The organism is Paenibacillus sp. 05T425 (assembly GCF_056396205.1).
Genome location: NZ_JBFTLA010000001.1, coordinates 752180 through 777651 on the forward strand (window position 1 = coordinate 752180; position 25472 = coordinate 777651).

Annotated in this window: 17 protein-coding genes; 2 read left to right on the forward strand and 15 right to left on the reverse strand. The window is 50.4% G+C overall.

Features of this window, described 5'->3' with window-relative positions; all coding sequences use genetic code 11:
* The first annotated feature begins 52 nt into the window (after positions 1–52).
* Complete coding sequence (locus tag AC1DF0_RS03160) at positions 53–1195, forward strand: helix-turn-helix domain-containing protein (protein WP_477573039.1); 1143 nt, start codon at positions 53–55, stop codon at positions 1193–1195.
* A 70-nt stretch (positions 1196–1265) separates the two neighbouring features.
* Here AC1DF0_RS03160 and AC1DF0_RS03165 read toward each other — a convergent pair whose 3' ends face one another.
* The 10 genes from AC1DF0_RS03165 to AC1DF0_RS03210 form a co-directional block, all read right to left on the reverse strand.
* Positions 1266–1511 (reverse strand): DinB family protein, encoded by a 246-nt coding sequence (locus AC1DF0_RS03165; RefSeq protein ID WP_442050662.1) that lies wholly within the window; start codon positions 1509–1511, stop codon positions 1266–1268.
* 36 nt (positions 1512–1547) lie between these two features.
* The gene (locus tag AC1DF0_RS03170) at positions 1548–2381 is read right to left on the reverse strand and encodes a sugar phosphate isomerase/epimerase family protein (protein ID WP_442050663.1); all 834 of its coding nucleotides are present in this window, start codon (positions 2379–2381) and stop codon (positions 1548–1550) included.
* Positions 2382–2398: 17 nt separating this feature from the next.
* Positions 2399–3235, reverse strand: a complete 837-nt coding sequence (locus tag AC1DF0_RS03175; RefSeq protein WP_477573040.1) for a sugar phosphate isomerase/epimerase family protein — start codon at positions 3233–3235, stop codon at positions 2399–2401.
* 16 nt (positions 3236–3251) lie between these two features.
* Positions 3252–4259 (reverse strand): zinc-dependent alcohol dehydrogenase, encoded by a 1008-nt coding sequence (locus tag AC1DF0_RS03180; RefSeq protein WP_477573041.1) that lies wholly within the window; start codon positions 4257–4259, stop codon positions 3252–3254.
* Between the two features lie 183 nt (positions 4260–4442).
* Positions 4443–5336 (reverse strand): AraC family transcriptional regulator, encoded by an 894-nt coding sequence (locus AC1DF0_RS03185; protein ID WP_477573042.1) that lies wholly within the window; start codon positions 5334–5336, stop codon positions 4443–4445.
* A 184-nt stretch (positions 5337–5520) separates the two neighbouring features.
* Complete coding sequence (locus AC1DF0_RS03190) at positions 5521–7605, reverse strand: glycosyl hydrolase 115 family protein (protein ID WP_477573043.1); 2085 nt, start codon at positions 7603–7605, stop codon at positions 5521–5523.
* 27 nt (positions 7606–7632) lie between these two features.
* Positions 7633–9861: a helix-turn-helix domain-containing protein gene (locus tag AC1DF0_RS03195; protein ID WP_477573044.1), complete on the reverse strand. Its 2229-nt coding sequence runs from the start codon at positions 9859–9861 to the stop codon at positions 7633–7635.
* 74 nt (positions 9862–9935) lie between these two features.
* Positions 9936–11549, reverse strand: coding sequence for an extracellular solute-binding protein (locus AC1DF0_RS03200; protein ID WP_477573045.1), 1614 nt, complete (start codon positions 11547–11549; stop codon positions 9936–9938).
* Between the two features lie 91 nt (positions 11550–11640).
* A complete protein-coding gene (locus AC1DF0_RS03205) occupies positions 11641–12534 on the reverse strand; it encodes a carbohydrate ABC transporter permease (protein ID WP_477573046.1) in 894 nt (297 codons plus the stop codon).
* A 10-nt stretch (positions 12535–12544) separates the two neighbouring features.
* Positions 12545–13501, reverse strand: coding sequence for an ABC transporter permease (locus AC1DF0_RS03210; protein ID WP_442050671.1), 957 nt, complete (start codon positions 13499–13501; stop codon positions 12545–12547).
* A 345-nt stretch (positions 13502–13846) separates the two neighbouring features.
* Here AC1DF0_RS03210 and AC1DF0_RS03215 point away from each other — a divergent pair, with 345 nt between their 5' ends.
* A complete protein-coding gene (locus tag AC1DF0_RS03215) occupies positions 13847–14065 on the forward strand; it encodes a hypothetical protein (protein ID WP_477573047.1) in 219 nt (72 codons plus the stop codon).
* A 56-nt stretch (positions 14066–14121) separates the two neighbouring features.
* Here the strand turns inward: AC1DF0_RS03215 and AC1DF0_RS03220 are convergent, their stop codons facing one another.
* The 5 genes from AC1DF0_RS03220 to AC1DF0_RS03240 all read right to left on the reverse strand — a co-directional run bounded on the left by AC1DF0_RS03220 (position 14122) and on the right by AC1DF0_RS03240 (position 25471).
* Positions 14122–18018, reverse strand: coding sequence for a discoidin domain-containing protein (locus AC1DF0_RS03220; RefSeq protein ID WP_477573048.1), 3897 nt, complete (start codon positions 18016–18018; stop codon positions 14122–14124).
* 186 nt (positions 18019–18204) lie between these two features.
* Complete coding sequence (locus AC1DF0_RS03225) at positions 18205–20898, reverse strand: glycoside hydrolase (RefSeq protein ID WP_477573049.1); 2694 nt, start codon at positions 20896–20898, stop codon at positions 18205–18207.
* A 9-nt stretch (positions 20899–20907) separates the two neighbouring features.
* Positions 20908–21924, reverse strand: a complete 1017-nt coding sequence (locus tag AC1DF0_RS03230; RefSeq protein ID WP_442050675.1) for a carbohydrate ABC transporter permease — start codon at positions 21922–21924, stop codon at positions 20908–20910.
* A gap of 59 nt (positions 21925–21983) precedes the next feature.
* Positions 21984–22883 carry a carbohydrate ABC transporter permease gene (locus AC1DF0_RS03235; protein WP_337104411.1) on the reverse strand — a complete coding sequence of 300 codons (900 nt, stop codon included), beginning with the start codon at positions 22881–22883 and terminating at the stop codon, positions 21984–21986.
* Entirely contained in the window at positions 22880–25471 is a 2592-nt protein-coding gene (locus tag AC1DF0_RS03240) for a DUF5696 domain-containing protein (protein WP_477573050.1), read from the reverse strand. The genes AC1DF0_RS03235 and AC1DF0_RS03240 overlap by 4 nt, the downstream gene beginning before the upstream one ends.
* Position 25472 lies beyond the last annotated feature (1 nt).

The window sequence follows — 25472 nt, forward strand, 5'->3', positions numbered from 1 at the left end:
TCATGAAAGTTTGCAGCTGCCGGTTTTCTGTAAATCGAATGATGACTCACAGGTGGAATACATCTGGAGCTCCAGCCTGCCAACGCATCCCTTCTTTTCCGATCCACATGAAATGTTCCGTTCAGTAGTTAGACAAGCAAGGAACCTGATTGGTCCAGTTATTCACGAAACGAATTACATGGAGCAGTTTGTCGTTGTGCCCGTAAGACGGAACAATCACTCCCAGACCATTATCGTTATCGGTCCCACCACCCGGCAAGAACCGAACGGCGAGATCTTTAACCAACTGTTGAACGATTATGGAATTCCGATTCAGGAGCGTTCGAAATGGATGGAATATTGGCACAACCTGCCGATCATGAACCGTCTGCGATTATTGCATATATGCGTGTCGGCGAATTGGATGATTAATCAAGAGGCGCTGGACATTACGGATGTGCTTCAGTCCAGTTTTCCATATGGATCGGATCAATTGAAGGAGAGTGAACTTGCGCTTGCCGATCACCGAGAATTTTCCGTCTTTCAGGTCGGAAGCTCAAGTTCGCATCAGATGCTTGCCCTCATTCGAAGCGGCAATAAAATCGAACTGATGAAGATGTTGGCCAAGGCTACCAACAGCAGCAGCCAAAACGGGATGCTCTCTAAACGAAGTTACCTTCGAAATGTGAAAAACTTTTCCATATGCGGTTTAGCCTTAAGCAGCAATGCTGCCGTGGAGGGAGGGCTCAATGAGGAATTAGCCAGCAAGCTGTTCGAATTGCACATGCAGCACGTCGAAGAATTGAACGAACTGGCATTGGTAGAGGCTGCCGTTATCGGAGCTATTGTAGATTTTGCTGACCGCGTAGACCAGAATCGCAAAAACAGCTGTTCCAAACCAGTCCAAGACAGCAAAGAATATATTTACCTTCATCTATTCGAAGAAATTACGCTACAGCAGCTTTCGGATGTGTCCGGACTCAACCCTAACTATTTGTCCCAGCTATTCAAGAAAGAAACCGGTTTACCTTTGATGAACTATATCCAAAGGGAGCGAGTGGAAGAGGCCAAGAAGCTGCTCGACCATTCCAAAGACATGATATCCACCATTGGCGCAAGGCTCACCTTCTATGATCAGACCCATTTCATTAAGATCTTTAAGAAACATGCGGGAGTAACGCCTAAGCAATATCGGAACCGAAACCGTTCGAGGTAATTGAACAGCAAATGATAAAGAGGGAGCCTCAAAAGCCATCGGCTCTTGGGACCCCCTCATGATGTCGTCCTTATTTCAATTGCATTTCTCTCGTTGGCCCGAGCACACCCGGTACCGCGAGGCCCGCTTGACGAAGCAACACGGTCATTTGGCCGCGGTGATGCGTTTCATGGTCAAGGAGCTTACGCAGGAACTTGCCGCGCGGCGTCATTCGTCCGAAGCCGTTGATTTCTTCCGCCATTTGCTCGTCGGACAGAGCCTTCGCTTCACGATTATAAGCTTCAATAACCGCTTCGTATTTCTCTACAGAGGACAATTACAAATTAGGTCGGCCTACCCTTCTCGCGCTCGTTTACAGCTTCTCTTCCAGATACTGACGACAAATTTCTAAGCTTTGCCTTGGTGTATGGCGAGATTGGTCAACCTCAACGGTTACCCAGCCCTCATAATGAATGTCATTAAGCGCCTTGAACACGCTATCGAAATCAACAGAACCTAAACCAAGCTCACAGAAGAAGGGCTGCTGATTGCTCTCTGCATCTATTCCTTCCGTATTCTGAGTTTGAATCGTCAAATCCTTTAGATGCAGATAAGCTACTCTATCTTGATAACGGCGAATGACCGCTGCAGGATCCATTCCCGCTCCAAGCAGCTGCGCGGTATCGGGAGCAAAAAACACTTCAGGCACGAATAGCTCCATTAACGCATCTATATCTTTCTCATACTGAATTTCGGTCCATAAATGTGGATGAAGAGCAGATTTGATACCCAGCTGATACGTTGCCTTAGCCGTTTCGTTAATCGTATCGGCCATGATCTTAAGCTCCTCTGTAGTAGAAGGAAGCTCTCCCGTTCCCCCCGGTCCCAGTACTAATATATCCGCGTTGCATTTGGCAATGAGCTTTGCCAATCGAACATTATCGTCAATAAGCTCTTGTCGAACACTTACATTGCCAAAGCGTTTGTCCGTGCCAAATGAAGCCCCACCATACAAACCTGTTAACACAAGATTATGCTGATCTAATAGCTCGTGATAAGCTTCAATATTATCCTCATAGCGATATACAAACGACGCCCACGGTTCAATCGCCCGATAGCCAAGCTCTGAAATATCTTTCATCGCTTGAAGATGATTTTCTCCCCATGTAATGGCGTGCACGGCTATCTTTCCTTTAAAATCAGACATATACCAATCTCCTTGTCCTAAATTACGCTTACCTCACCAAACACCTTATCAAATCCCGCCTGAGATCTAGCAAGCAAAACATCTGAGCTTTGATCTACGGATGGAGATATGACCTCCTGCGCAATGATTCCCCGGTAACCAATGCTTTGCAGGCTAGAGATGAACCCTCTCAGATCAATTACTCCTTCTCCCGGATATACACGATCGTTGTCGATTACCTGTTCGATAGGCAAGTCCTTCGCATCATTAATATGGACATGAACAATTTGTTGCGGCTTTAGTTTCAATAGATCACCGGTTGATAGGCCATTCGTATGCCAATGGTAGGAATCGAGCAGCAACCCCACATTTTGAGACCCAATCGCCTGGGTCCAGCTAAGCGTATCCTTCATGCTCCAAATCGTCGGATTCGTCCATTGGGTGCGCAAGTGATGACTGCCTACAAACTCTAATCCTAATGAAATTCCGTAAGCCCCTAAAATATCTGCTACGATTCGCAGTCTCCTGGTTGCCGCAATCATAAAGGATGCCGCCGGCTCATTGGTTGCAGGCAAAATGTAGGTGCAGCAGGTAAAACAGCGCAATGAAGCCGCTGCCGCCGCCGCTTCCACTAATGAAGGCAGTCCTTCTACAAATTGCTCCTCGGATGAACGCCAATCCACATGGAGATCAAAGGACCCAATGACTACTCCATTGCTCTCTAGTAATTGAACGGCCCCTTCTAGACCATACACTTTAATCAAATCTACAGGGTTAAGGTCTACAGACTGAAAGCCATACTTTGCAGCCTTACGAATGTAATCCTCATCCGATCCAATCAATCCAACACCCGCGCGGGTTAAGCCTCTAAGCATATCTGCTTCTCCCTCCTTATGACCAGTCAAATAATACGCCATTATACTGATCTTTATTATTTCTCAATCCCTCATAAGCATCTGGCGCTTGATCCGGCTTAATAACATGACTAATTAGTGGTTCAATTTTCAATCGATTCTGCTTCATAAGATCAAAGACAATATGCGAATTTCTTACTAGGGAATGCTTAACAAACGGATTCGGTCCCGTCGGGTAACGCCACTCATGAGCGCCCTTGAACGTAATACAGCCAAGGTTGTACAAGTGGCAATGGTTCAGCACATGCGTGACATCTGCGTTGTACTCTCCTCGCGGACTGCCTAAAAATACGATTTCCCCTAAGGAGCCGATATAACTCAAGCTATCTACAGCAACCTTTGGTACGCCGGTTGCCTCAATATGCGTGGACACGCCTTTACCGCCGGTAATCTCCATAATTCGATCTCTAGCATTTTCTTCTGACCCGTTTAGCGGATAATCTAATCCACATGCACGAGCTGTATTTAGTCGTTCCTTAGCAAGATCAACACCGATAACCGTCGCCCCTTGCAAGCGAGCCAGCTGTGCCGCCAGATTACCGACAAGGCCCAATCCGGATACGCTTATATAATCGCCCAGCTCAATATTGGAAACCCGCACGGAGGTCATAGCTACCGTTGCCATACGGGTAAAAGGAACCCATCTTAGATCGAGACCCTCAGGCACTTTTATAAACACATCTTTCGTGCCTACATATTGGTATTCCTGATGGCTTCCATAATGGAACACGGTATCACCCTTGCGGAAATCGGTTACATCCTCCCCTACCTCCACGATACGGCTGACGCTGGCGTAACCGGGACATACAGGATGCGGTGCCCAGCTCTCCTTGCCAGACAACATCGCAAGCTCTGTGCCGGGGCTAATTAACGAATAAATTAATTGAACAAGAGCTTCGCCTTTTCCTGGTTTTCTTGCTTCGAATGGTTCCTCTATCGTGTCTACTTGCCAAGGACTTACGAACATAATTTTTCTATTATTCATTCACGTTCACTCCTCATCGTTATTTCCCTATTAATGTAAACCCTTGCAAGCAGAATGTCTTTGCCTGCAAAAATGATTTTTTGTCTGTGACTACGAATCCGAGATTCGCTTCCAAATACAAAAAAGGTGCCTGCACCCCCTTAAACGAAGGAAGATACAGACACCTTTTGTTGCAATGCAAGCTTAATGCGCGGTCTTCATGTTTGTTGACTGTGATGCGGCATACTTGCTTGGCGTGATTCCAACATGCTCCTTGAAGGAGCGGCTAAATAAGTGAACGCTAGAGAAGCCGACCTCTTCCGCAATCTCTGTAATCGACTTATTACCCGATAAAATATGGAGCTTTGCCTGTTCGATCCTGACATGCTTCAAATAATTATATACGGTTATGCCAAGCTGGTTTTTAAACAAATACGACAAGTGATTAGGCGTTACGCCTGCATAGTTGCTCACATCCTCATTATTTAGCTGAGGATCATGATAACGTTGATTCATACACACGATGGCTTTCTCAATCGCCGGCCAGCCTTTGGTCATTTTCCCTTTACTTTGATTATGTTCAGACTGGTTTTTGAAAAATAAATGCAACAGCTCCAGACAAAGCGATTTAACTAGCAGTATATTTTCTTGGACGGGGCTAGTTATTTCCTGTTGCAATTGTAAAAATCGCTTCTTGCATTCCATTCGATCCGCTAGCTTCAAATGAGCTACAGGATGTATATCAGCCAAGCTCATTTCTTTAGACAAAATATCATCCCTTCGAAAATGAGCTGCGCTTGTGCTCTTCAATTGACTCCTGTTTTCGTCATAGAACAAATCAAAATGAAAAATATATTGAATAAGGGGAAGGTCTGATGTAGATCGGATAAGATGAGACATCATCGGATGCATGACGATCACATCTCCTTCACCTACTTCATATTTAACGCCACTAAGAATGAATTCCGCTTCTCCTTGCTCGATATAAGTATAGACATGATCATGATCCATCCACTCTCCCGTTAAAGAGTGCGACTTCATCATTCTTCCTGTTCGAACAAAGGGGGAAATGTTATTCAACCATAAATGATGATTCAATTGTAATCCTCCTGGCAAAATGCAGTATACGTTAAGCTTCTGTAATAAGCATAGCACCATGCGGGGAATAAAAGTAAAGCAATAAATAAAGAGAGGCCCGTTATAGGAGGCCCCTGAAAAAGTCCTAAATATGAAAGAGGCACAATCTCCTCACGCTTTTACGGCAAACAGTTACAAACGTTGATTACGCGAAATATGACTTTAGCCGTTGTGCCAGCTCGTCGTCGGACAATGGATTGCGATGCGTATTTTCCAAGTAAATGTATTTCTCCGTTTCCGGCATCAAATATTCCTTGTACCAGAGGAAGAAATCCGGGCTGTCGCCGTGCATGCGGATGAAGCGCCGCAGCGTATCTACATTTTGCACCGTGCTCTGAATGTTTGTCAGCCAGTCCGCCTCGTAGAAGCGCCCCCACTTTCCATGCTCGGAATCTCGCAATGCATCGAGCCCTTCCGCATAACGCCACATCGATTCCGAGGCGTAGACGAACGCTTGCGGATAACGTTGCTCGCTGAATGCTCTGTAGGATCGGCATAACCAATAGAAGCCTTCGCAGCCTGACAAATGCAGCGCTCCATGAAACCGAAGCTGGTCGCGCGCCCTGCGCTGATCGGCTGGCTCCAGCTGTGCCAGAACCTCATCGCAGCGCTTAAGCCACGCTCCCCACGTCTTCATCCCGAGCTCCAGCTTCTCTTCGAAGCGCTTCACCTGCTCCGCAAAAGGAACGTCGCCAACGGCCCAGAACTGTCTCGAATCCGATTGCTTCTCTCTTCCTTGCAGCCAGTGACCGATGATTTGCCTAGCCGGATGATGATAATATTCGTCCCCAGCCAAGTCGTCCCCATGCGGACCATATGGAATAGCCGCTTCCGCATAGCGCAGGTACAGCTCCGCCAGTTCTTCGTGATGTCCGGCATAGTAGCGGCTCACGAATTGGTTCAAATGCTGCTGGGAATCGATCGTTCCTGTACTCCACAGCTCTCTTATCATATCCAACGAGTAGACATGAGGCCGAATGTTGCCGCAGTTGAGCAGCAAATATTCGTCCGCCCCTGCTGCGAAAGCCGTCTCGATCTCCCCCTTGAGAAAGCTAGCCGAGCCCGGATACATCGTCAAATGATTGGAAGCTTGCAAATCGTGGAACGTCACGTGATAATACAGACCGTGCTTGCCCCCGTCATCTTCCGCAGGGAGCGCGTCGACGCGATGGTTCTGATTGTTATGCCTCCGGGACACCATCTTGCCGTAACCATTGTCGGCCCATATTTTAATGACATCATCGGGAAGCTGCACGTACCCGCCCTTGTACAGCTCGGCTATCTCCCCGTACAAGGCAACGCAACAGGGCGGATTCTGGATTGCTTCTCTAATCATGTCATACTGCTTACGAATCACTTTGCTGATCATGGCGCCGCGTTTCTCCGAAGTATCGAAGGAGGGGTCGTTCATCCAGAAAGGTGCGTCGCCTTGGCCCCGGAACGACAACACCCATAAAACCTTCCTATCCTTTTGCTCATCGATGGCTTCCTGCCATAAGCGTTCGAACAGCTCCGGCGCCTGCTGGTAACTTGCCGTTCTTCCGGGGAATGCGCGCAAGAACATCTCGGCGCCCAGCGGCTCGGCATGATGATGCGTGACCCATAGACCCATCTCGGCGGCAAGCTTGTAATGGATGCCGTCCCGCGGCAAGTCCGTACCCGGAATGACCATATTGCCTCCGCAGCGGAGCAGCGCTTCGAAGACGGGCTCCCATACTTCGCTCGAAGGCGGATACGCGTCTTTCCAACCAATCAAGCACACTTCGTCGTTCACGAACCAGCCGCGGTAACGAACCTTTGGCTCAGGAGCGTCATAATCGCTGCACGGAATAGTGATTTCATCCTTCTGATTGATAGGTTGATCAATCCAATACCAGAATGGCTCAATGCCGAGATAGATTCGGCTAAACTCCAAAATGCCGTATACGATTCCAAGCTCGTCATAGCCAATAATGCTTATACTTGTTTTGCCGTTATCCTCGTGAACTCGGAAACAGAATGCTTCGGCACGCTGCGCGCAGCGGTCCCGTTCCTCTGCATATCTAATCGTAAGGGACGCTGTATCGTTGCTATTGTCCGCCTCTACAATCTCGGGTTTCTCCCCCAATACCGCTTCGAAGTCTCTTGCCAGCATCCGGAGCGCATGCCGGACCGGCGCAGTCAGCAAGGAAATAGCCTGAATGCGCACCTTCCCCTTTAACGTTATCTGGCCAACTGCATGTTGCTTCACTTCTCCAACACCCTTTCGTCCATCGCCCTAGTTTAGTTCCGTGCCCTTCATTTGCGAATCCCGATATTGTCCCGGAGACAAACCGACCACTTTCTTGAACACTCTTATGAATGACGTTGGATTGGCATACCCCAACATGTCCGAGATGTCCTGCACCGTAACGTCCGAGTCCCTCAGCAGCCGCTTGGCGTAATCGATCCGAAGTCCGATGAGAAAATCGCTGAAGTTCTGGCCAATGCTTTCTTTGAACAGCTGGCTCAAATATTTGGAGCTGATCTGGAACCTGTCGCTTAGAAGCGTAAGCGAAAGGTTCGGGTCCATGAAATGCTCCGCGACGTAATCGCGAATTTCTCTCATGAGCACATTGTGGCGCCTGCTCTGCGAAAGCTCCTCCATATGCTGCGAGAGCCCGGTTAGCGAAGCAACAAAGCCGTCTTCAAGCTGCTTAAGCGTATCGCACTGCGCCATATCAGCGAGCATTGCCGGCTTCGTTTCTTGCAGCCATAGCTTAACCACTTCGGGAAGCGCGCCTTCCAGTTCGTATTCCAGATGAAAAACAAGATAGTCCAGCAGACGATCGACGTCATCCTTGCGCAGTCGATGGACCGCCATTTCGCCGAACAGTCTCTTCAGCTCGTTATGCCATTCTTCCTCCGACATGCGAAGCTGTCGAACGATAGTACGGATCATTTCCAAGTAGGCAAACCATTCGCTGTCCGACTTGCCCTTAACTTCGACCGAATCGATAATTTGATTCACGCCGAAGGACACTTTGCGGCTCACAGCCGCCGTTGCGTCGTCGAACGAGCCGCCTATGCCTGATTCGTCCTCCACAGGCGATCCGACTCCGATCGTGACCGTGAAGTCAAGATGGCTCTCCACCCACGTACGGATCTGCTCGGATAGCTGCAGCATTTTGTGTTCCAACGCTCCGCTTTCGTTCGATATTAGCAAAACGACAAGCTGGTTTTTCGCGATCCACTCCGCCACGATGCGAAGGCCGTTCTGCTCGGCGATCTCGACCGCAACGCTGCTGACGATAAACTTGAACAACGATTGATCGTTCGGACTGTATTTCATGGCGAATTGTCCGTAATGATCGAGTTCCACGAGCGATACGATGAATTTGCCCGCACCGAGTCCGTAGAACTCCCACTCCTGTGCCCATTCCTCGCGTTCGCCTTCATATTCCCCTTTGAGCAAAAGCTGCAGAAACTGCTGTCTTCGAATAACCAGGTGCTCCTGCTGTTGTTCTTGAAAGACCATATTGTTCGTAATTAAACGCTCGATCGCCTGATCGATAAAGGAAAATTCATTTTCTCTCTCTTTGAGATCGCCTGCCTTAACGGATGACGAGAAACGCTCGATTCGATGCATGATCGATTCGATCGGCTTATAATTCCTGCGCGTCACATAGAGGGTCGACCCAATCGCGAACACGATGGCGCTAAGACCAAGAAGGATCCATACTGTACTGCCGTGAAATAAAAAATCGAATAGCTGTCCGCCTTTAATACCGATACGGTACGTCCAGCCCGTATAATCAGAGACGATGTCCGCGCTAAGCCGGTTATGCGACGGCGCCTGCCGCTCGCCTTCGAAGAAAGACTGCCCCCCGGCGTCGAACAACTCCGCTTCCGTAATAGCAGGGTCGATCATCTGTCCAATGAACGATTCAAGCGAAGAAATTTTGACATTAACGATCACATAACCGAGGCTTCCGGAATCGCGCGGAATTTTGAAGCCCAAGGAGCTGACGCGAACCTCATTGTGCCCTTCGCTCTCCTTCACCCTAGGCGAGGACCATACACCTGTATAAGGCTGCTCCAGCACGCTGCGGAAATATGCTTGGTCGGGAAATTGCGCCAGCGGGCGAATCGTGCTCTGGTCGAGCACCTTGCCATCCTTCGCGCGGTACAAATAGACGGAGTCGATCAGCCCGTAGCGAACCATGAGATTGCTCAGCAAGTTGGAAGCGTCGAAGTCCGTCGCCCGGTCCGAAGGACCGTCGAGAAAACGCTGCATATCTCCGCCGTCCTCGATCATCTTCTGCGCGTCGAAGGAAATGCCTTTGAGCGAGCTGTCCACCATATTGGCGACGTAGTCGGCGGTCAGATCATTCGCCTGAATCGCATTGCGAACATGCAGCTGGTTAATAACGGAGAAAAAAACAAAGATAAGCATGCTGATCGTGACGAGCAGAATGGGGAGGTATGAGAGCAGCATCCTTTTAATGTAGTTGTTGTTGACTTTCATAAAGCCCCATCCTTCTCTCGTTGCAAATATGGACAAACCCCATGATATGGATGGGGTTTGTCCGCCTTTCGCGTTTAGTTGTTCATTTCCTTATAAGCCGTTCTTCGTTCATCGATAACCTCTTGGCCGCCCAGCTTCAGAAACTCCTCGACGTTGGACTCGAACACCTTGTCGAATTGATCCGGTTTAGCCAAAATGCTCTTCACCAGCGTCTCTTCTCCCTTATCCTTCAGCGTCTTGGCGTATTTGATCTCGGATTCGATCGGGCGATCGAAGCGCGGCAGCGTATAGCCGTCTTTGAGCGCGTTGATGATCGTTTGCTTAGCCAGCTCGGTATAATCCGGGAAGGATAGCGAGACGACTTCGATATTTTTTTCCTGTGAACCGAAATCTTTGCCGTTAATGACGATCGCCAAATCGCTGTTATTGTAGAACGTTTGCTTCGCTTCGTCCGTCGTAATGGCTTTCGGAATATCGTTCTCTAGCGTATAATGCTGTCCTTCGAACCCGTTCGTGAGCGCGAACAATACGTCCGGCTGCGACATCCAGTCCAAATATTTGATCGCTTCCGCCGCATGCTTGCTCGTCTTCGGAATCATGATATGAATACCCGTCGGGTCGTAGATCGCTTTCGGCGACTTGCCCGCTTCATTCGTGAACGGATCGATTGCGATATATTCCGCACCTGGTACGTTCTTCTTAAGCGTATCGAATACGTTGCCGCTCTGCATTAAGGTCGGATGGGCGGCCAGCGCGGTGAAGGCGCCGACATAGCCGTTCGACACGTCGCTTTCGAATTGCTTGCCGTCCTTGTCGAGCGCGAAGTCCGGATTGATAAGGCCCTCTGTATACATTTTGTTCATGAACTGCACGCCCTCTTTGTAGCCGGGCTTCGTCAGTTCGGGGATGTAGTTCGCCGAAGACAACGCGTAGAAGTCTTCTTCCGTCATATCCTTTACGAACGAGCTGATCAGAACGCCTGGGCTCGTTATGGTCGTACCGTTCATCGCACTGAAGGAATAAGGAATGGTTCTGCCGCCTGTTTGGCCTGGGTCCTTTTCCTTAAACGCTTTCATGGTTTCGTAGAATTGCTCGGTCGTCGTTGGAACCGGCAGTCCCAGCTTGTCGAGCCAGTCTTTGCGAATGTAGGATGACTGCGTGAACTGCAGCGTTCGCTTAGCTGGAATCGTATATTGCTTGCCTTCGAATATGCCGTAGCTTAATACCTCGTCGCCGAGAAACTTCTTCAGGTTCGGGGCGTTGTCTGCGATGAGCCCGTCAAGCTCTGTCAACCCGCCGTCTTTCACATAATTGTAAATCGTATTCATGTCGTAAGTAAACACAAGATCGGGAGCGTCGCCGGTCGACATGAGCACGTTCAGCTTATCTACCTCTTGGTTCCGCGGCACCGGCACGAACTCCAGCTTAATATTGTTCGGATCGCCGAAGTTTTTCTGAATCCATTGCGTCCAGAAGTTATCGGTTACAGGTCCCGCTCCAGCCGGTGCGTTGCCGCGGTCGAACACTTCCACCTTCAGGGTAACGGGCTCTTTGCTTCCACTGCTTCCTTCGTTACCTGTCTGTTTGGAATTGTCTTCATTAGCAGGCTTCGAGCAGGCGGACAACATACTTGCAAGCAGCATTACGACGGTCAATATGAGTAACCATTTCCTTTGCTTCGCCTTCATGTTCTAGCTCCCCTTTACGTATCGTTTCGACTTTCCTCTATGTTATACAACTCTGCCTAAGCAGAAGGATAACCGATCGTTATAGAATCAACTAGCCTTTAACCGCACCGATCATGACGCCGGATACAAAATACCGCTGCAGCCACGGATAAACGATTAGAATCGGCGTCGTAGCGAACATGATGCTGGCCGCCTTGATGCCCTCCGGAACGACATCGAGCTGAGCCGCCCCCTCCTGAGCCGTCAAGTCCGTTACCATGCTGTTCATGACGATCTGGTACAGCTTCAGCTGGATCGGATACAATTCCGAGTCCGTAATGTAGAAGAGCGCATCCATATATCCGTTCCACCGGGAAACCGCATAGAACAAGCTGAGCGTTGCAATAACCGGCAGCGACAGCGGCAGAATGATGCGAATTAACGTTCCAATATGAGAGCAGCCGTCAAGCTGCGCCGACTCCTCCAGACTGGCCGGAATCGATAAGAAGAACGTCCGCAGAATGATTAGGTTAAAAGCGCTGATCATGCCCGGAACGATGAGCGAGAGCAGGCTGTCCAATAACCCAAGCTCCTTGACGAGCAAATAATCGGGAATCAATCCGCCGCTGAAAAACATCGTGAACACGATAAGCAGCATGAAGAACGCTTTTCCTCTCAGTCGATCCTTCGTCAGCGGATACGCCGCGCTTATGCTCATCAACATACTGATGATTGTATACGTTACCGTCAGGACGATCGTAAGCCCCATCGACCATAACATTCTCGTATCGGTGAACACAATCTCATAGGCATGGAAGTCCCAGCCTCGAGGGAAAATCGTCACTTGACCCGATAACACGAAAGGTTTGGAGCTTAACGATATCGCGATAATATGCAGGAACGGCAAGAGGCATACGATTAAGGCCGCGCTGACGACCAACATAATGACGACATCCGAGAGCCTCAGCTTGGATACTTTCTGTTTTTGTTGAATGACACTTTTCATACCGCACCTCCTACCATAGACCTTGTTCTCCGGACCGCTTCGCAATCGTATTCGCCCCGACGACGAACACCAGTCCGACCAATGCCTGGAACAAGCCCATTGCCGTAGCTAGCGAAAACTGCGCCGATTGCAAACCTACCTTGTACACGAACGTACTTATTACTTCCGCATAGTCCATCACGAGCGGATTGCTCATGACGAACGGACGCTCGAAACCTATTGTCATAATATGGCCAAGCTGCATAATGAGCATAACGACAATCGTTGAACGGATGCCCGGCAGCGTAATATGCCATATTTTTTTCAATCTGCCTGCCCCGTCTACCTCTGCCGCTTCATACAAGTCCTTATTAATGCCCGTTAACGCAGCTAAATAAATAATCGTTCCCCAACCGGCGCTTTGCCATATGCCCGTTCCGAGGTATACGAGCAGCCAATTGTTTTTATCGGTCAAAAAAGGAATCGGATCAAACCCAATCGCGGCGAGAAGATTGTTGACGAGGCCGCCGTTTGTCGCGAACATTTGGTACACGAGACCGCCGATAATGATCCACGAAATAAAATGAGGCAGATACAGGATCGTTTGAGCCGCTTTTTTGAACCAGACGACCCTTAGCTCATGCAATAGAATAGCGAGCAGGATCGGTGCCGGAAATGAAAACAATAAATCAAGCAAGTTAAGCAGCAGCGTATTTCGGACAACCTGATAGAACTGGCTCATTCCGAACAACTGCTGGAAATTCTCGAATCCGACCCAAGCGCTTCCCGTTACGCCTTTAAAAATGCTGTAATCCTGAAAAGCGATCGCTGCCCCGTACATCGGAACGTACTTAAATAAAACAAAATACGCGATGGGGAGAATGAGTAATAAATATAGTTGGTAATCCTTCCAGGCTCCTGTTACTATCCGACGACGCTTGCCTGCATGTATTAATGGTGTGCTGCTTTGCGTAGAACTTCGATTCATATGCATTCCTTCTCCCTGTGACTAGCTTCGGTTGTTGCATCCGCCCTTCGCAAGCTTGCCCTGCCCGGGTCGACTAACCACACTATACGGTGATCGCATCGGTAGGCACAATAGACACATTTCCGACTGTTATCCGAATTCCGAAACCGTTGCTGCTACTGGGTTTATCTGAATTCGGTGCATCGGCGGAATAGAGTTGATCGCATGGCAAAAAAAGGGGGCGCCGATAAGGCACCCCCCTCAAATGAGAAATTTCTCACCGGGTATTTCGTTTCAACTTTCGGCTAGGCGTTTAACAACTCATTAAGCAATACCACTACTACCAGCCGAGAGGGGATTAAAACGATGTCAAACGAAAGCAAATTAAACAAATTATCCAAATTCATGCTCGTATCTGCCCTGAGCGTTATGCTCGTATTTTCAACAGCGGCTTGCAACAATAATGCTGATGGAACGAACAATAACAATAATAACGGAACCATTACCGATGCGCCTGCCGGCGATGAGCCTATCATGACTGATGATCCAATGGATGCGGAAGACGATTCAACGACGACCCCTTAGACTTCGAATAGGATTCCTCCAAGTAGCTTGGAGGGATTTTTTTTGCCCGTTTATGCTTACTGAAACGTCAAATTGAAGCCGTTCTGGATAAAGTTCAGATTGGGATGCGCGATGTTGCTCGTCGTCAAGTTGTTAAACGTGGCTGAACCGTTGCCCGTGTACGTATAGATGGCAGCGCCAGGGTGCGGTGACGAGAAGCGCGACGTCGTGACGCCGTCCAGTCCCGTTCCGTTAATGTTAATGTTGTTGAATACGATGTTCTGAAAACCTCCTCCATACCCGAACTGGATTGCGCTGCGCTGGGTGTTCAAAATATCGATGTTCGTGAAAGTGACGTTCTTGATCGAGCTGTTGGATGCTTCCAGGTCAATTGCCCCGCGTTCGCCATTATACAGGTCTTGGCTGGTGCCGCTGTTAATGATCGTCGTGTCCGAGAACAGGATGCCCGTATTATTTTGGAAGTCGTAGCCTGGGAATACGGTATTCATCCGTATGCCGGAACCGCCGACGGTATCGATGATCATGTTGTGGGTCGCCTTGTGGCCGCTGCCGCCGAAGAACGCGATGGCCGCCGCGCGCCAGTTGTTCTCGATCGTGTTGTAGGAGAAGGTGTTGTTAACGCCTGCAGGAGCGCCGTTGACGTTACTCGTCCATACGGCCAGTGCATCGTCTCCGTTATTACGCAAGCTGCTGTTGCGAACGGTCGAATTGCTCGTTCCTTGGGCAAAGTTCACGCCGTCGGCGAGGTTATTCCGAATTCTGCTGTTCTCGATGAGCAGTCCGCTTGCGATTATGGCTGGCGTATGCGCGTAATCCCCTACCCAGAATCCGCATTCGAAGTGCTCCACCCATACGTTGTGCACTTTGGAGTTCGTTCCGAAATTATCCATGAACGCTTTATATACCGCTTGCTGCCCGTACCGCGAGCGAAGCTTCGAATTCATATAGATGTTGCTGAAATCCAGCTTGCCCTGTACGCGGAACGAAATGCCTCCCGACGAGGAATTTGGATTCGTAAATTGGATGTTCGTATGCCAGATGCCTGCGCCCACTATCGTAATGTCGTTGATCATATTGCTGGCGGAACCGATTTCCCACATGTTGCCCAGATGGAACGTGCCTTCCGGAATGTATAGCGTTTTGCCGGAATTGACAGCATCCGTAACCGCAGCTTTGAATGCTGTCAGATCGTCCAGTCCGTCGTTCGCCACGGCTCCGTGATCCGTTACGGAAACGGCGCCAGCAGGACGGGCAATGGCAGTCGGCACGGGTTCGATCTCCAGGAAGTCGACGCCGTATTCCAGGCTGTCGGCATTGCTCTTCTGAATGCGAATTTTGTCGCCTGGCACGAGCGGCGTATCTAGCTTCCAATGTACTTCGTCGAAGCGGAATAGCGGACGTCCCCCGCCCGGCGCGTCGGCTGGGTGATCGCTGGAGAAATACTGCCAATTATAATAAGAAGTGAGCGGAACGGTTTTGGCTTTGACTCCGTTCACGTACACATCGAGCGATCCGTTCAATCCCATGCCGTCTGACGAGTCCGGCATCGTGAACCGCATGGTGACGCCTGCTCCTCCTTCGCCTTGTCTAACCGTCCACTCCGCATACGAGCCGTTAGAAGGAAGGGAAACGTATTTTTGTCCGGAAGCTTCCGACGCTGTCAGAGCTTGGTCGAACGTCGGTGCGGACTGCAGTGCTGCTCCGCCGCCGCGGGATGCATCGTCGGTGTCATACCGAGTATACGGCATGCTTGCTCCGCGCGCGGAATAAACCGACAGGCTAGACGAGCTGTTGTTATTGGCTTGCTTCACCGGCAATTCGTTGGCGTCGGCTGCAATCGTCAACGCAGCCGTATAGGCGCCGCTTGTTGCCGTCCATGAACCCGTGAGATTCACGTTTACGGATGCGCCAGCTGCCAGAGTACCGTTGTATGTTCCGCTGAACGTTTGCAGCGTAAAGCCCGCTGCATTTTTCAAGGAAAGCGTTATGGCATGCGCGCCTCCTGCGGAAGCGATGCTGCCTAGGTTTTTCAAGTTGACCGAGAACGCGATCGAGTTGCCTACGACCGGCGTGTTAGGTGTCCAAGACACCGTTCCTACGAGGTCGGAGCTCGCTACCGGCGCGACGACGAGAGCGGTCGGATTGTTATAGCTATTGTTCGATTCGTTCTGCTCGATGACCGCGTTGTTCTCGTCCACTTTGGCGCTCAAAGGGTAATTTGCGGCTGTTTTGGCACCTGCGTTGAAGGTTACCGTCGCCGAAGAACCCGCTGTCAGCGCACCTACCGGAGCCGTACCCGCCAGCTCGTTGCCGAGGTAGAAGTTAACCGTCGTCGCGGCAGAGCCGGTGTTGCCGGTGTTCTTGACCGTGGCGCTCAGCGTGATGGCATTCGTCTCGATCGGCGAGGACGGCGTCCAAGTCATCCCCGTTACGAGTAGATCGGGATTCGGACCAGGCGCTCCGAATACTTGAAACTCCGCGATTTGGCCAGCAGACGCGCCCGTGTTGCCCGTAATCGACAGCTGGATCCGCTTCACGGTTGCCGTTACCGGGATCGTGACCGTATTGCCGGTTGCCGGATTAAACGTGTACGTCTGGGACGAAACAAGATTGCTGAAGGCAGTCGTGCTCTGGTCGTGGCCTAGTACCTGAATGGTCTGAGTGCGCGTTGCCCATACCGAGGCCGGGTTCAGCTTCAGTACGATCGATGTCAGATTGTGGTTCGTGCCAAGATCGAGCGTCAACGTGCTCGGATTGCCGCCGCCCTCCCAATAGGTGTCGGTGCTGTTATCGTTGGCGTTGGCCGCCACGTAGGTAAATACGCTGGAAGAGGCATTGATCGGCTTACCTATGGCGATGTTACTGCTTGGAGACGTTGTTGGTGTCGGTGTCGGTGTTGGTGTTGGTGTCGGTGTTGGTGTCGGTGTCGGTGTCGGTGTCGGTGTCGGTGTCGGTGTCGGTGTTGGCGTTGGTGTCGGTGTTGGTGTTGGTGTTGAGGAAGTTGTTGCCGTTACTGTAATTTGATCCAGATTCACATTGCCGGAATCGCCCGCGTCGTATATGTACGCGATCGTATTGTTTCCAGCATTCAGCGTTAGCGTTTCTTCTTTATTGCTCCAAGTATCCCAGTTCGCAAGATTCGGCAACGAGGTTTGGCGAATTTTCGTCCCGTTGACGTAGATGCTGACCGTCTTCGAGCTGCCGGAAGCGTTAGCATACTTCAGCGTTACGTTGTGACTGCCCGCTGACCCGGCTGCTACCGTAAAAGTCGTCGCTGCTCCTTGCGTCCAGTAACCGTCAACAAAACCCGTTCCGGAGTAGCCGACATGATCCGTATTCGCTTTGGCTCCTCCTGTCAAGGAGGCTGACTCCGCTTGATACGCGCCGCTTGTCGGCGTCGGCGTCGGCGACACGGTCGGAGTAGGCGTCGGCGTAATGCCCGAGCCGTAAATTTCGAGTTCCGATAGCTGCGCGGCCGGCCAGCCCGTATTTGCCGTTACGACGAGCCTGACATAACGGGTGATCGTCGCGGAGAAGTTGACCGTAACTGAATTGCTTGCCACCGATGGGTTAAACGTATAGCTCGCCGATCCTACGATGTTCGAGAACGATGAACCGTTCGTGCTTCCATCGACGGACAGCGTCTGCGAACGTGTTTCCCATGTCGCGGGAATCTTCAGCACGATCTGGTCTATGCTTGTACTCGCCCCCAAATCGACTTGAATCCATTGCGGGAACGCCTGGTTTGAGCTTTCCCAATACGTGCCTTGATTGCCGTCCTTCACATGCTCCGGTGCATACGTTTGCGATTGGCCGCTTGCCGTCACGCTCTTGCCCAGCGTCAGGTTCGGCCCTCCCGCAGCTGTCACCGGGGCAATCGGTCCAAGCGTGAGGGAAAAGCTGGATAAGAACAAAGCGACGACCAGTGACCATACGACATACTTGTTGCGCATCAATATCCTCCTTTAATTTCGGTTATGGAAACCATAAAGCTTCCATACCCCCTCATTATAGGGATAGCGCTTTCAAGCCAATAGATGTATTTCTACGCTAACTGTATGCGATTCCATGAATCCCCACATAAAAGCAAAAAGCAGCCGCCTTACCGAACATCGGCAAGACGGCTGCTCTAGAAGCTATTAACCAAAATATTTGGCATGAATCGCATCGTATTCGGATTTCGTTATCGGGATAACCGTACCGTGACGCGGGCTGCTAGGCAGATCGTAATCGGTAGAAACCATCCATTCGCCGGAGTCGAGATCGGTCGTTTCGAGCGGCACGTATCCTCGGGAGCCAAACTCGTCGACGAACAAATACCATTTGTCCTCCGTATTCGATTTGAACACGGTTGGGCCCTCGACGCCTTTCAAGCTGCCGACGCCTTCTTTGATTGTTCGAGGCTTGCTATCGAATACAGAGCCTTCCAGCACATCCTGAAACACCATTTTACCGAAAAGAGATAACGGCCCGCTGTCTCTTTCGTCCTTCGTAAACCGATAAATCTTGCCATTATGGGCGATCATCGTCGTGTCGATAATGGAATAACCGAAATCCATGTACACCTTCGGTTCCGAAAACTCGCGGAAATCGCGGGTCGTGCTGTACATCATCTTCTGATACGCGTCGCCGGTATGGCTTTCATTCGCGAACAGCTTGGAAGCCCAGAATACGACATACTCGCCGCTTGCTTCATCGTAAAACGCTTCGGGAGCCCATGTGTTGCCGGCCTCTGGCGGCGACACCTCAGCCATTCTCGGCTCGGACCAATGGATCAAATCATCCGATTCCCATACGATAAGCGATCGACTGCCCGCTCTTTGCGCCCGATCCCAGTTCCAGTCGCCGTTGATCTTCAGATCGGTCGCTATCATATAGAACTTATTGCCCTCGGGCGAACGGATGAGAAAGGGATCTCGAACCCCTTTCTCCCCCATCGTTGACGTAAGCACAGGCTTGCCGCCATTCAATTCTTTCCAGTGCAGCGGATCATTCCCTTCGCTAAGCGCGAAGTACACTTGCTCGCCATCCGGTGACCCTTCTCCCGTAAAGTAAGAAAAGAGGTAGCCCGCATACTCTTCCTTGTTAGTACCGCCCGATGCATTCATTTCCGTAGTCACTCCGCTTTCCTTGTCTTCGTCTGCACCAACCGAACCGTCTGTCGGTGCTCCCCCCGTCAAAGTGACGATCGATTTCGCAGGTATGATCGCCTCGAAGGTTTGATCGTCACGTACCGCGACATCCTCGCCTCTTGCAAGATCGCTGCCGGCCGATGTGATATACGACTCCAGCGCCTTAAGGGAAACAAATTGATCTAACCCTTTAATCGAGAGCTGGACGCGCTTATCTTCATTACTGTTGTTGACGAATACAGCGGTAACCGTCTGTTCGCCTTCATGAACATAAGCCGAGCCGAGCAGCTCGCTCTCCGCCCCTTCGTCCAGCCCCGTAAGCGCAATGCGCTCCGCGCCGGGACGAATGAATTTGCTGTAATTGCCGAGCGCCCACAATAGCTTCGAGGTCAGAATGTTCTGCTCGTCACCTTCATTATTGAAGTCGGTATAGATCAAGCCGTCCTTGTAATCAACCTTGGATACCGCCGTCCACCACTGCCATGCGGCCGCATTCGCTTTCGTCAAATCGAAATGAATGACTCTCGCAACATACAAGGCAGGATCGATGCCGAGATCGCGGCCGGGACCGTAATCGCCTAGAATGCAATATTCCGTCATCCAGTATTTAGCCAACGGATCGTATTTCTTCAAGTTCTCGTCGAGCAACTCTCTGAGCCTGCTAAGCCGGTCGTCTCCCGGCTTGTAGTAATCCGACCAATAGGAATGCGAGGCGATCTTGTTGCCTACCGCTTCCTTCAATTCCGGATCTCCGAGCAATTCCTTGATATACTCCTTATATTCGCCTGTTCCAAGGTTGTTAGCCCCGCTCGAATATTGCCCGCCGCCAGCGAACATTTGGTAATACTCGTCGTCCAATAGCGATGTCACTTCCACGCCGTCCGGCGCGCTGATCTGCGCTTCAACACCGCTTTCCTTCAGTTGCTTGTGCAATTCAAGTATGACGCGTTTCAGGTCCTCGTTGTTATAACGGTTCCCTTCCTGTTGCGCACGGTTCCAATCCCAGGTCGGCTCGTTAATGGGACTAATATATTGGAACTCTAGCCCTTCCTGCTTGAAATGCTCCAATACATCAACGAGGTACGTCGCGAATTCATCCTCATAGTCGTCTTTCAAATTGGTCGAGCCGACATCCGGATCCGGCTGAGCGTGACCGTTCTTCGTCATCCAAACCGGCGGACTGTTCGCGAATGCGATTAACGTATTGACGCCGCGATCCTTGGCTGCCTGCAGAAACCATTGCTGGCCCGCTTGCTTGCTCCAATCGTAATCGCCGGTCTCCGATGACTTGAACGCTTCCGAACGCCTCCATGGATCGGGAATAATCGATTGATCCGTTTCACTCGAGCCCGCCCCGATGTTGAAGCGCCATGCCGACAGCCCGATTCCTTTCTCCCGCGAAAACAACAGGTCTGCCACTTGGTTTTTATTTTCTTCGGTCCAGTGCTTGCCTAGAGGCTCCATCGACCACGCATCGGATGCGCCGAAGTTATCGATCGTTTGGTAACGGACCGAGCCGTCGATGATTGCGCTAACGTCTGGAGTAGGAGCCGGCTGCACCTCAGGCGTCTCCGTCTCTTTTACCTCGCTAGAGTTGTTGGTGCTGTCAGAATTGCCCTCCCCTCCTGATGTTAGTCCGAAATATAAGCCAAGAACCGAGGTAAAGGCAACCAGTGTGATGACTATCAATTTTCTCTTCATCCGCCTCTCCTAACCTACTAAACCTGAGCGTTCTACGCTCTCTACAAAGTGCCTTTGGACGAACACATATAAGATAATAAGCGGTAGTATGGCCATCAAGACGCTCGTGTTCATCATCATGGACATGAAGAACGGATCCTGCACGTAGGAAGCCGTTGCCGCTTGCTCGCCTCCGCTAAGGAAAGTCGCAATGGCATAACCGGAGGACGACATCATCGAGGACATGACCTTCGGCTCATTCAAATACATGTTCGTGAAGAAGGAGTCATTCCATTGCCATACGAAGGAGAACAGCATAACCGTTATCATCGAAGGTATGGCATTAGGCAGAATAACTCTGCTGAAGGTCGAGAAGTAGCCTGCACCGTCCACATAAGCTGCTTCTTCAATTTCTCTCGGAATGCCTCTGAAAAACTGGCGGAAAATATAAACGTACAAGCCTGTCTTCACGCCCATGCCGAGTACGGCAGAAATAATAAACGGCCAGTACGTATTAATTAGATTGGCTGGCTTGCCCTTTATCAGCTCGATCAATCCGAATAGATCAAAGTTTTTGAAGTTCAAGTAGAGCGGAATCATAATCGTATGCGATGGCACTAGTATCGTAAAAATAACGGCCCCAAACAATAAGCCGCTGCCCCTGAACTTGATTCGCGCGAAGCCATAGCCGGCCAGTACGCAGGTTATCGTCTGCAGAATCATAACTCCAGCAGAGAGCATGAACGTATTGGTCAAAACCTTCGGATAGTTCATCGCCGTGAACACGAGCTTGAAGTTATCGAGCGTAAACGCTTTGGGCACCCAAATGACGGTAGAATCGTATAGATCGTCCATGCTCTTGAATGCAATCGACAGCTTGAGCAGAATCGGATACACGATGACGAACGCTATGCCGAATATCAGCACGAATCGAATGATAACCCATAACCATTTCTTGGCGAATTCCACCCAATAGGCAGCCGTTGCCATCCGTTGCAGCCGCTCTTCTCTCGCCTGCCGCCCATGTACTGCGGTTTCCGTCTTCATGGAATGCCTCCTTAAGTGTTTGCGGAGCAAACACAGCTTCGTAAGCAGTAGCTAAACAACTAATCTTGATAAAAGACTTTGCGCGATACGATCGACGTCGTGATCCACAGCACAAGCGCAATAACGGCAAAATACATCCAAGCCATCGCGGCGCTGAGGCCGAAATCGAAGCTTTTGAATGCCGTATCTACGACTAAACGGCTCGTTTCATCGCTAATGAAGCTGTCGATGATCGTATAGACCAGATTGGTTAATATTAGCGGGCTGATCATTGGAAAAGTAATTTTCCAGAACGCCTCGTAGCCGGTCGAGCCTTCGATCTTGGCAGCCTCATACAAGGAGGGAGAAATCGACTGGAGCCCTGCCAGGAATATTAATATTTGCACGCCTGACTGACTGACAATCTCGTAGATTCGGCTGACAGCACCGGTTAGATATTCAACAAACCTGATATCGATCCCCGATTGGACGAGCATGACCGTGAGCTGCAAATTATCCATAACAGACAAATCTCCGCCTGTCGTGTCATTCGCGCTTTTGACGACGGACTGCATCAAATCCCCGTTCTCGATGCTGGCGATAATACCCGATGCCAGAATAACCGGGAGGAAGAAGATCGCCCGCGCTAACACCCGTCCTCTAAACTTTTGATTAAGAAGAACCGCAAAAAACAAACTAAAAATAATAATAAGCGGTGTATTAACGCCAATATTGATGACCGATTCCGTCAATATCCGGACATACGATTCATGCGATAGCAATGCTTCGCGGTAGTTATCAAAGCCGATAAAATCCAGGCTGAAGCCCTCATCCGTAACCTGCAGATTGCTTAAGCTGTACCGAAGCGAGGACAGCAGCGGAATCATGAACAGGAACAAGAAGCCTACAAACCAAGGAAGGATGAAGTACAATCCGTAATATCTGTTTTTCTGTTCCAGCGACAGCTTCTTTAGCTTCATTGCCCTGTTTCACCTCCAACTAGGTAGTCCTTTGCCCCCACTGTAATTCCGTCTACATTCGAGTCGGTATCGTTATAGTTGACGATAACCGTTTTGCCTTTCTCGAACGTCGTTTGATAGACACCCTTCGCCAGCATCCGATGATCAATAATCGTTTGGGACTGCACATCCTGGAGAACCTCGTTCAGTTCGCGATATTTTTGTGCCGCATCTTCGATCCATAGCCGGTAATCCGCGGAGTACAAATCAGCGAATTCCGTCATCTTAATCGCCGATGAATCGGCATTAAACCACGTATAGTTCAAAGCGGAGCCCGTTTCGAGCGCCTTCAGGAAGTTGTGCGTCGAATCCTGCTCGTCTGCCATGTTCCAGGCTTCTCCGGCGTAATTAACGTAACCATGGAACACCATCTGGAAGAAAGGAACCGTTTCATCGGTAATAATGAATTGGCTGCTTGTCATCGGCGCACCCACGATATGCCGCGCATAGATAGCCGCATAGGCATTACCGCCTTCCACCAATAATTCCTCGACGGAGCCGCTTATTTGCTTCAACTGTTCATTCACAATCCCTTTCGCTTCTTCGCGATCGATGACATTGGAGCGATTGTAATCGGAATTCAACTTGTTCCCCATATCGCGCAGCGACAATCCGGTGAGCTTAAGCTTCTCGTAATCGTCCATGAATCCGTCTACCATATTCGGCAGCACCTTCGGACTGATTACATAACCAGGGTCCAGATAGTCGTTCTCGCCGAAGTTGGCCGGATAATACGGATAAACCTTCGCCAGCTTACCCGTAATAAAGCGGGAAGCTTGCTTCGACTTCTTGAAATCGTCCGCGTTCCGAGTCGCTTCAAGGAAGGTTGCGTCAGGGAACAGCGAGATATGATTCTCATCGGTATAAGCCTTCAGCTCCTTCAACCCTTTGCTGCCGCCAAGCTTCTTGTCGACGCTAATGGATTTCGGGAGGTCATGGTTGATGCCGCCGTTGAACCAGCCAGTATAACGCAGCTTAATATTGCCGATTCCCTTATCCAGCATCTCAGTCAATACGGATTCAGCCTGATTGAAGGTCGTCAGCGGTTCATAGGCACTATAAGGAATGCCTAGGAAAAACTTCTTTTTCGGTATGCCGCCGATAAACTCGGCATAGAACGGAACGCCTTCTTCATCGCTCAGCTTGGTTAGACCCGCCTGCTTGATTAAGTAATCGCGGTAATGCTTAGCCATGCCGGAGTAGCTGGCGTCTTCGGCGCCGAGAAATCCGTAGCGAACGGTCATGTCGCCCTCGAAAGGCTCCGCTTGGAACTTCTTCACCGTACTGGAGCGCCATCCGTTCGTCAGCGTAACCTCCGCAATATTGCGGAGCGTAAAGCTCGGGGATACCGTGTTGTAGACGTTCAGCCTGCCGCTTACGTCGGCCTCGACGGCGCCGACCGCATCGCCCTCTTCAATGATGCCGACAAAAGCCCGGTCCTCGTATTTCATCCCGAATACAGGCAATCGCGCAGCTTCATCGTTTTGGATTTTGATCGGCTGGTAAATCGTCGCATCTGTCCCGTATAGATCTACACGGTATGGAGCTGCATACGTTTTTTCATTATTGAAGTAGATGAGCGAACCCGAACCGTCCGGAACGAGCGTGTAACCAACATCCTTAACCCCGCTCGCGCCAAAGAACGGCAGCAGCGACAGTCTTTCAATCTTCATCGATTCCGGATACTCGACACCCTCCGCATCGACCGTCACCTTCAGCTGATCTCCGTCAAGCCGATATTGGAGTGGGAGCTTCACATTAAGGTCGCCTGCAGCCGCTTCGCCAGAAGCAGCGTTATCGATCGCGATCTGCTCCGCGTCGTATCCGATTTTGGCGAATACATCCGTTACTTTCTTGAGCCCGACTCCCTTAAGGGAGGAGTCCCTTCTTTCGTAACGTTTCTCGTCTTCGTTATGCTTGAACCGCTTCTCAACTTCCCGTTTATCTCCGTCATCCTCGATCTTATCCAGGATGAGCGTCTGGAATCTATCTTCGCTAATATACTTAGGAATCGCGTCGATATCGCTTTTCACTTCCCCTAGCGTGTAAGAGATGTTCAAGCCGCCCTCTACCTTCTCGATAACGAATTGGCCGTTCTGTACGCTATGCGTGTAATTGTCATACTTCAACGAATTACCCGCATTGTCCAAATAAGAGATCTCGACCTGTACGTTCAGCTTCTCTTTGTTATAGCCGGTAGCTATGGAGTCGTCTGCGCGATCTTGCGGATTGGAATACCAGATCGCCCCGCTGCGCTTATCCTGTACCGCTATTTCCGTCGTTGCGTTATTGACGTATAAGATCAAAAATTCATTTTCGGCCGCCTGCTCCATACCCTCGGCTATACTCGCCGTCTTGCTCGGATCGACGCTCGCAGCCGTAACCTCGGCCTCAGGCTTGTCGCCAGACGCGGACTCGGATACGGTAGATGCCCCTGCCTCTGAATCCGACGCCTCTTCGGATGCAGGTTCTGCGAAGTTGGTGCCTTGGGATATAAGCAAGCAGCCGATTATGACTGCCGACATGATGCTCGCAAGCCTCCGTTTCACC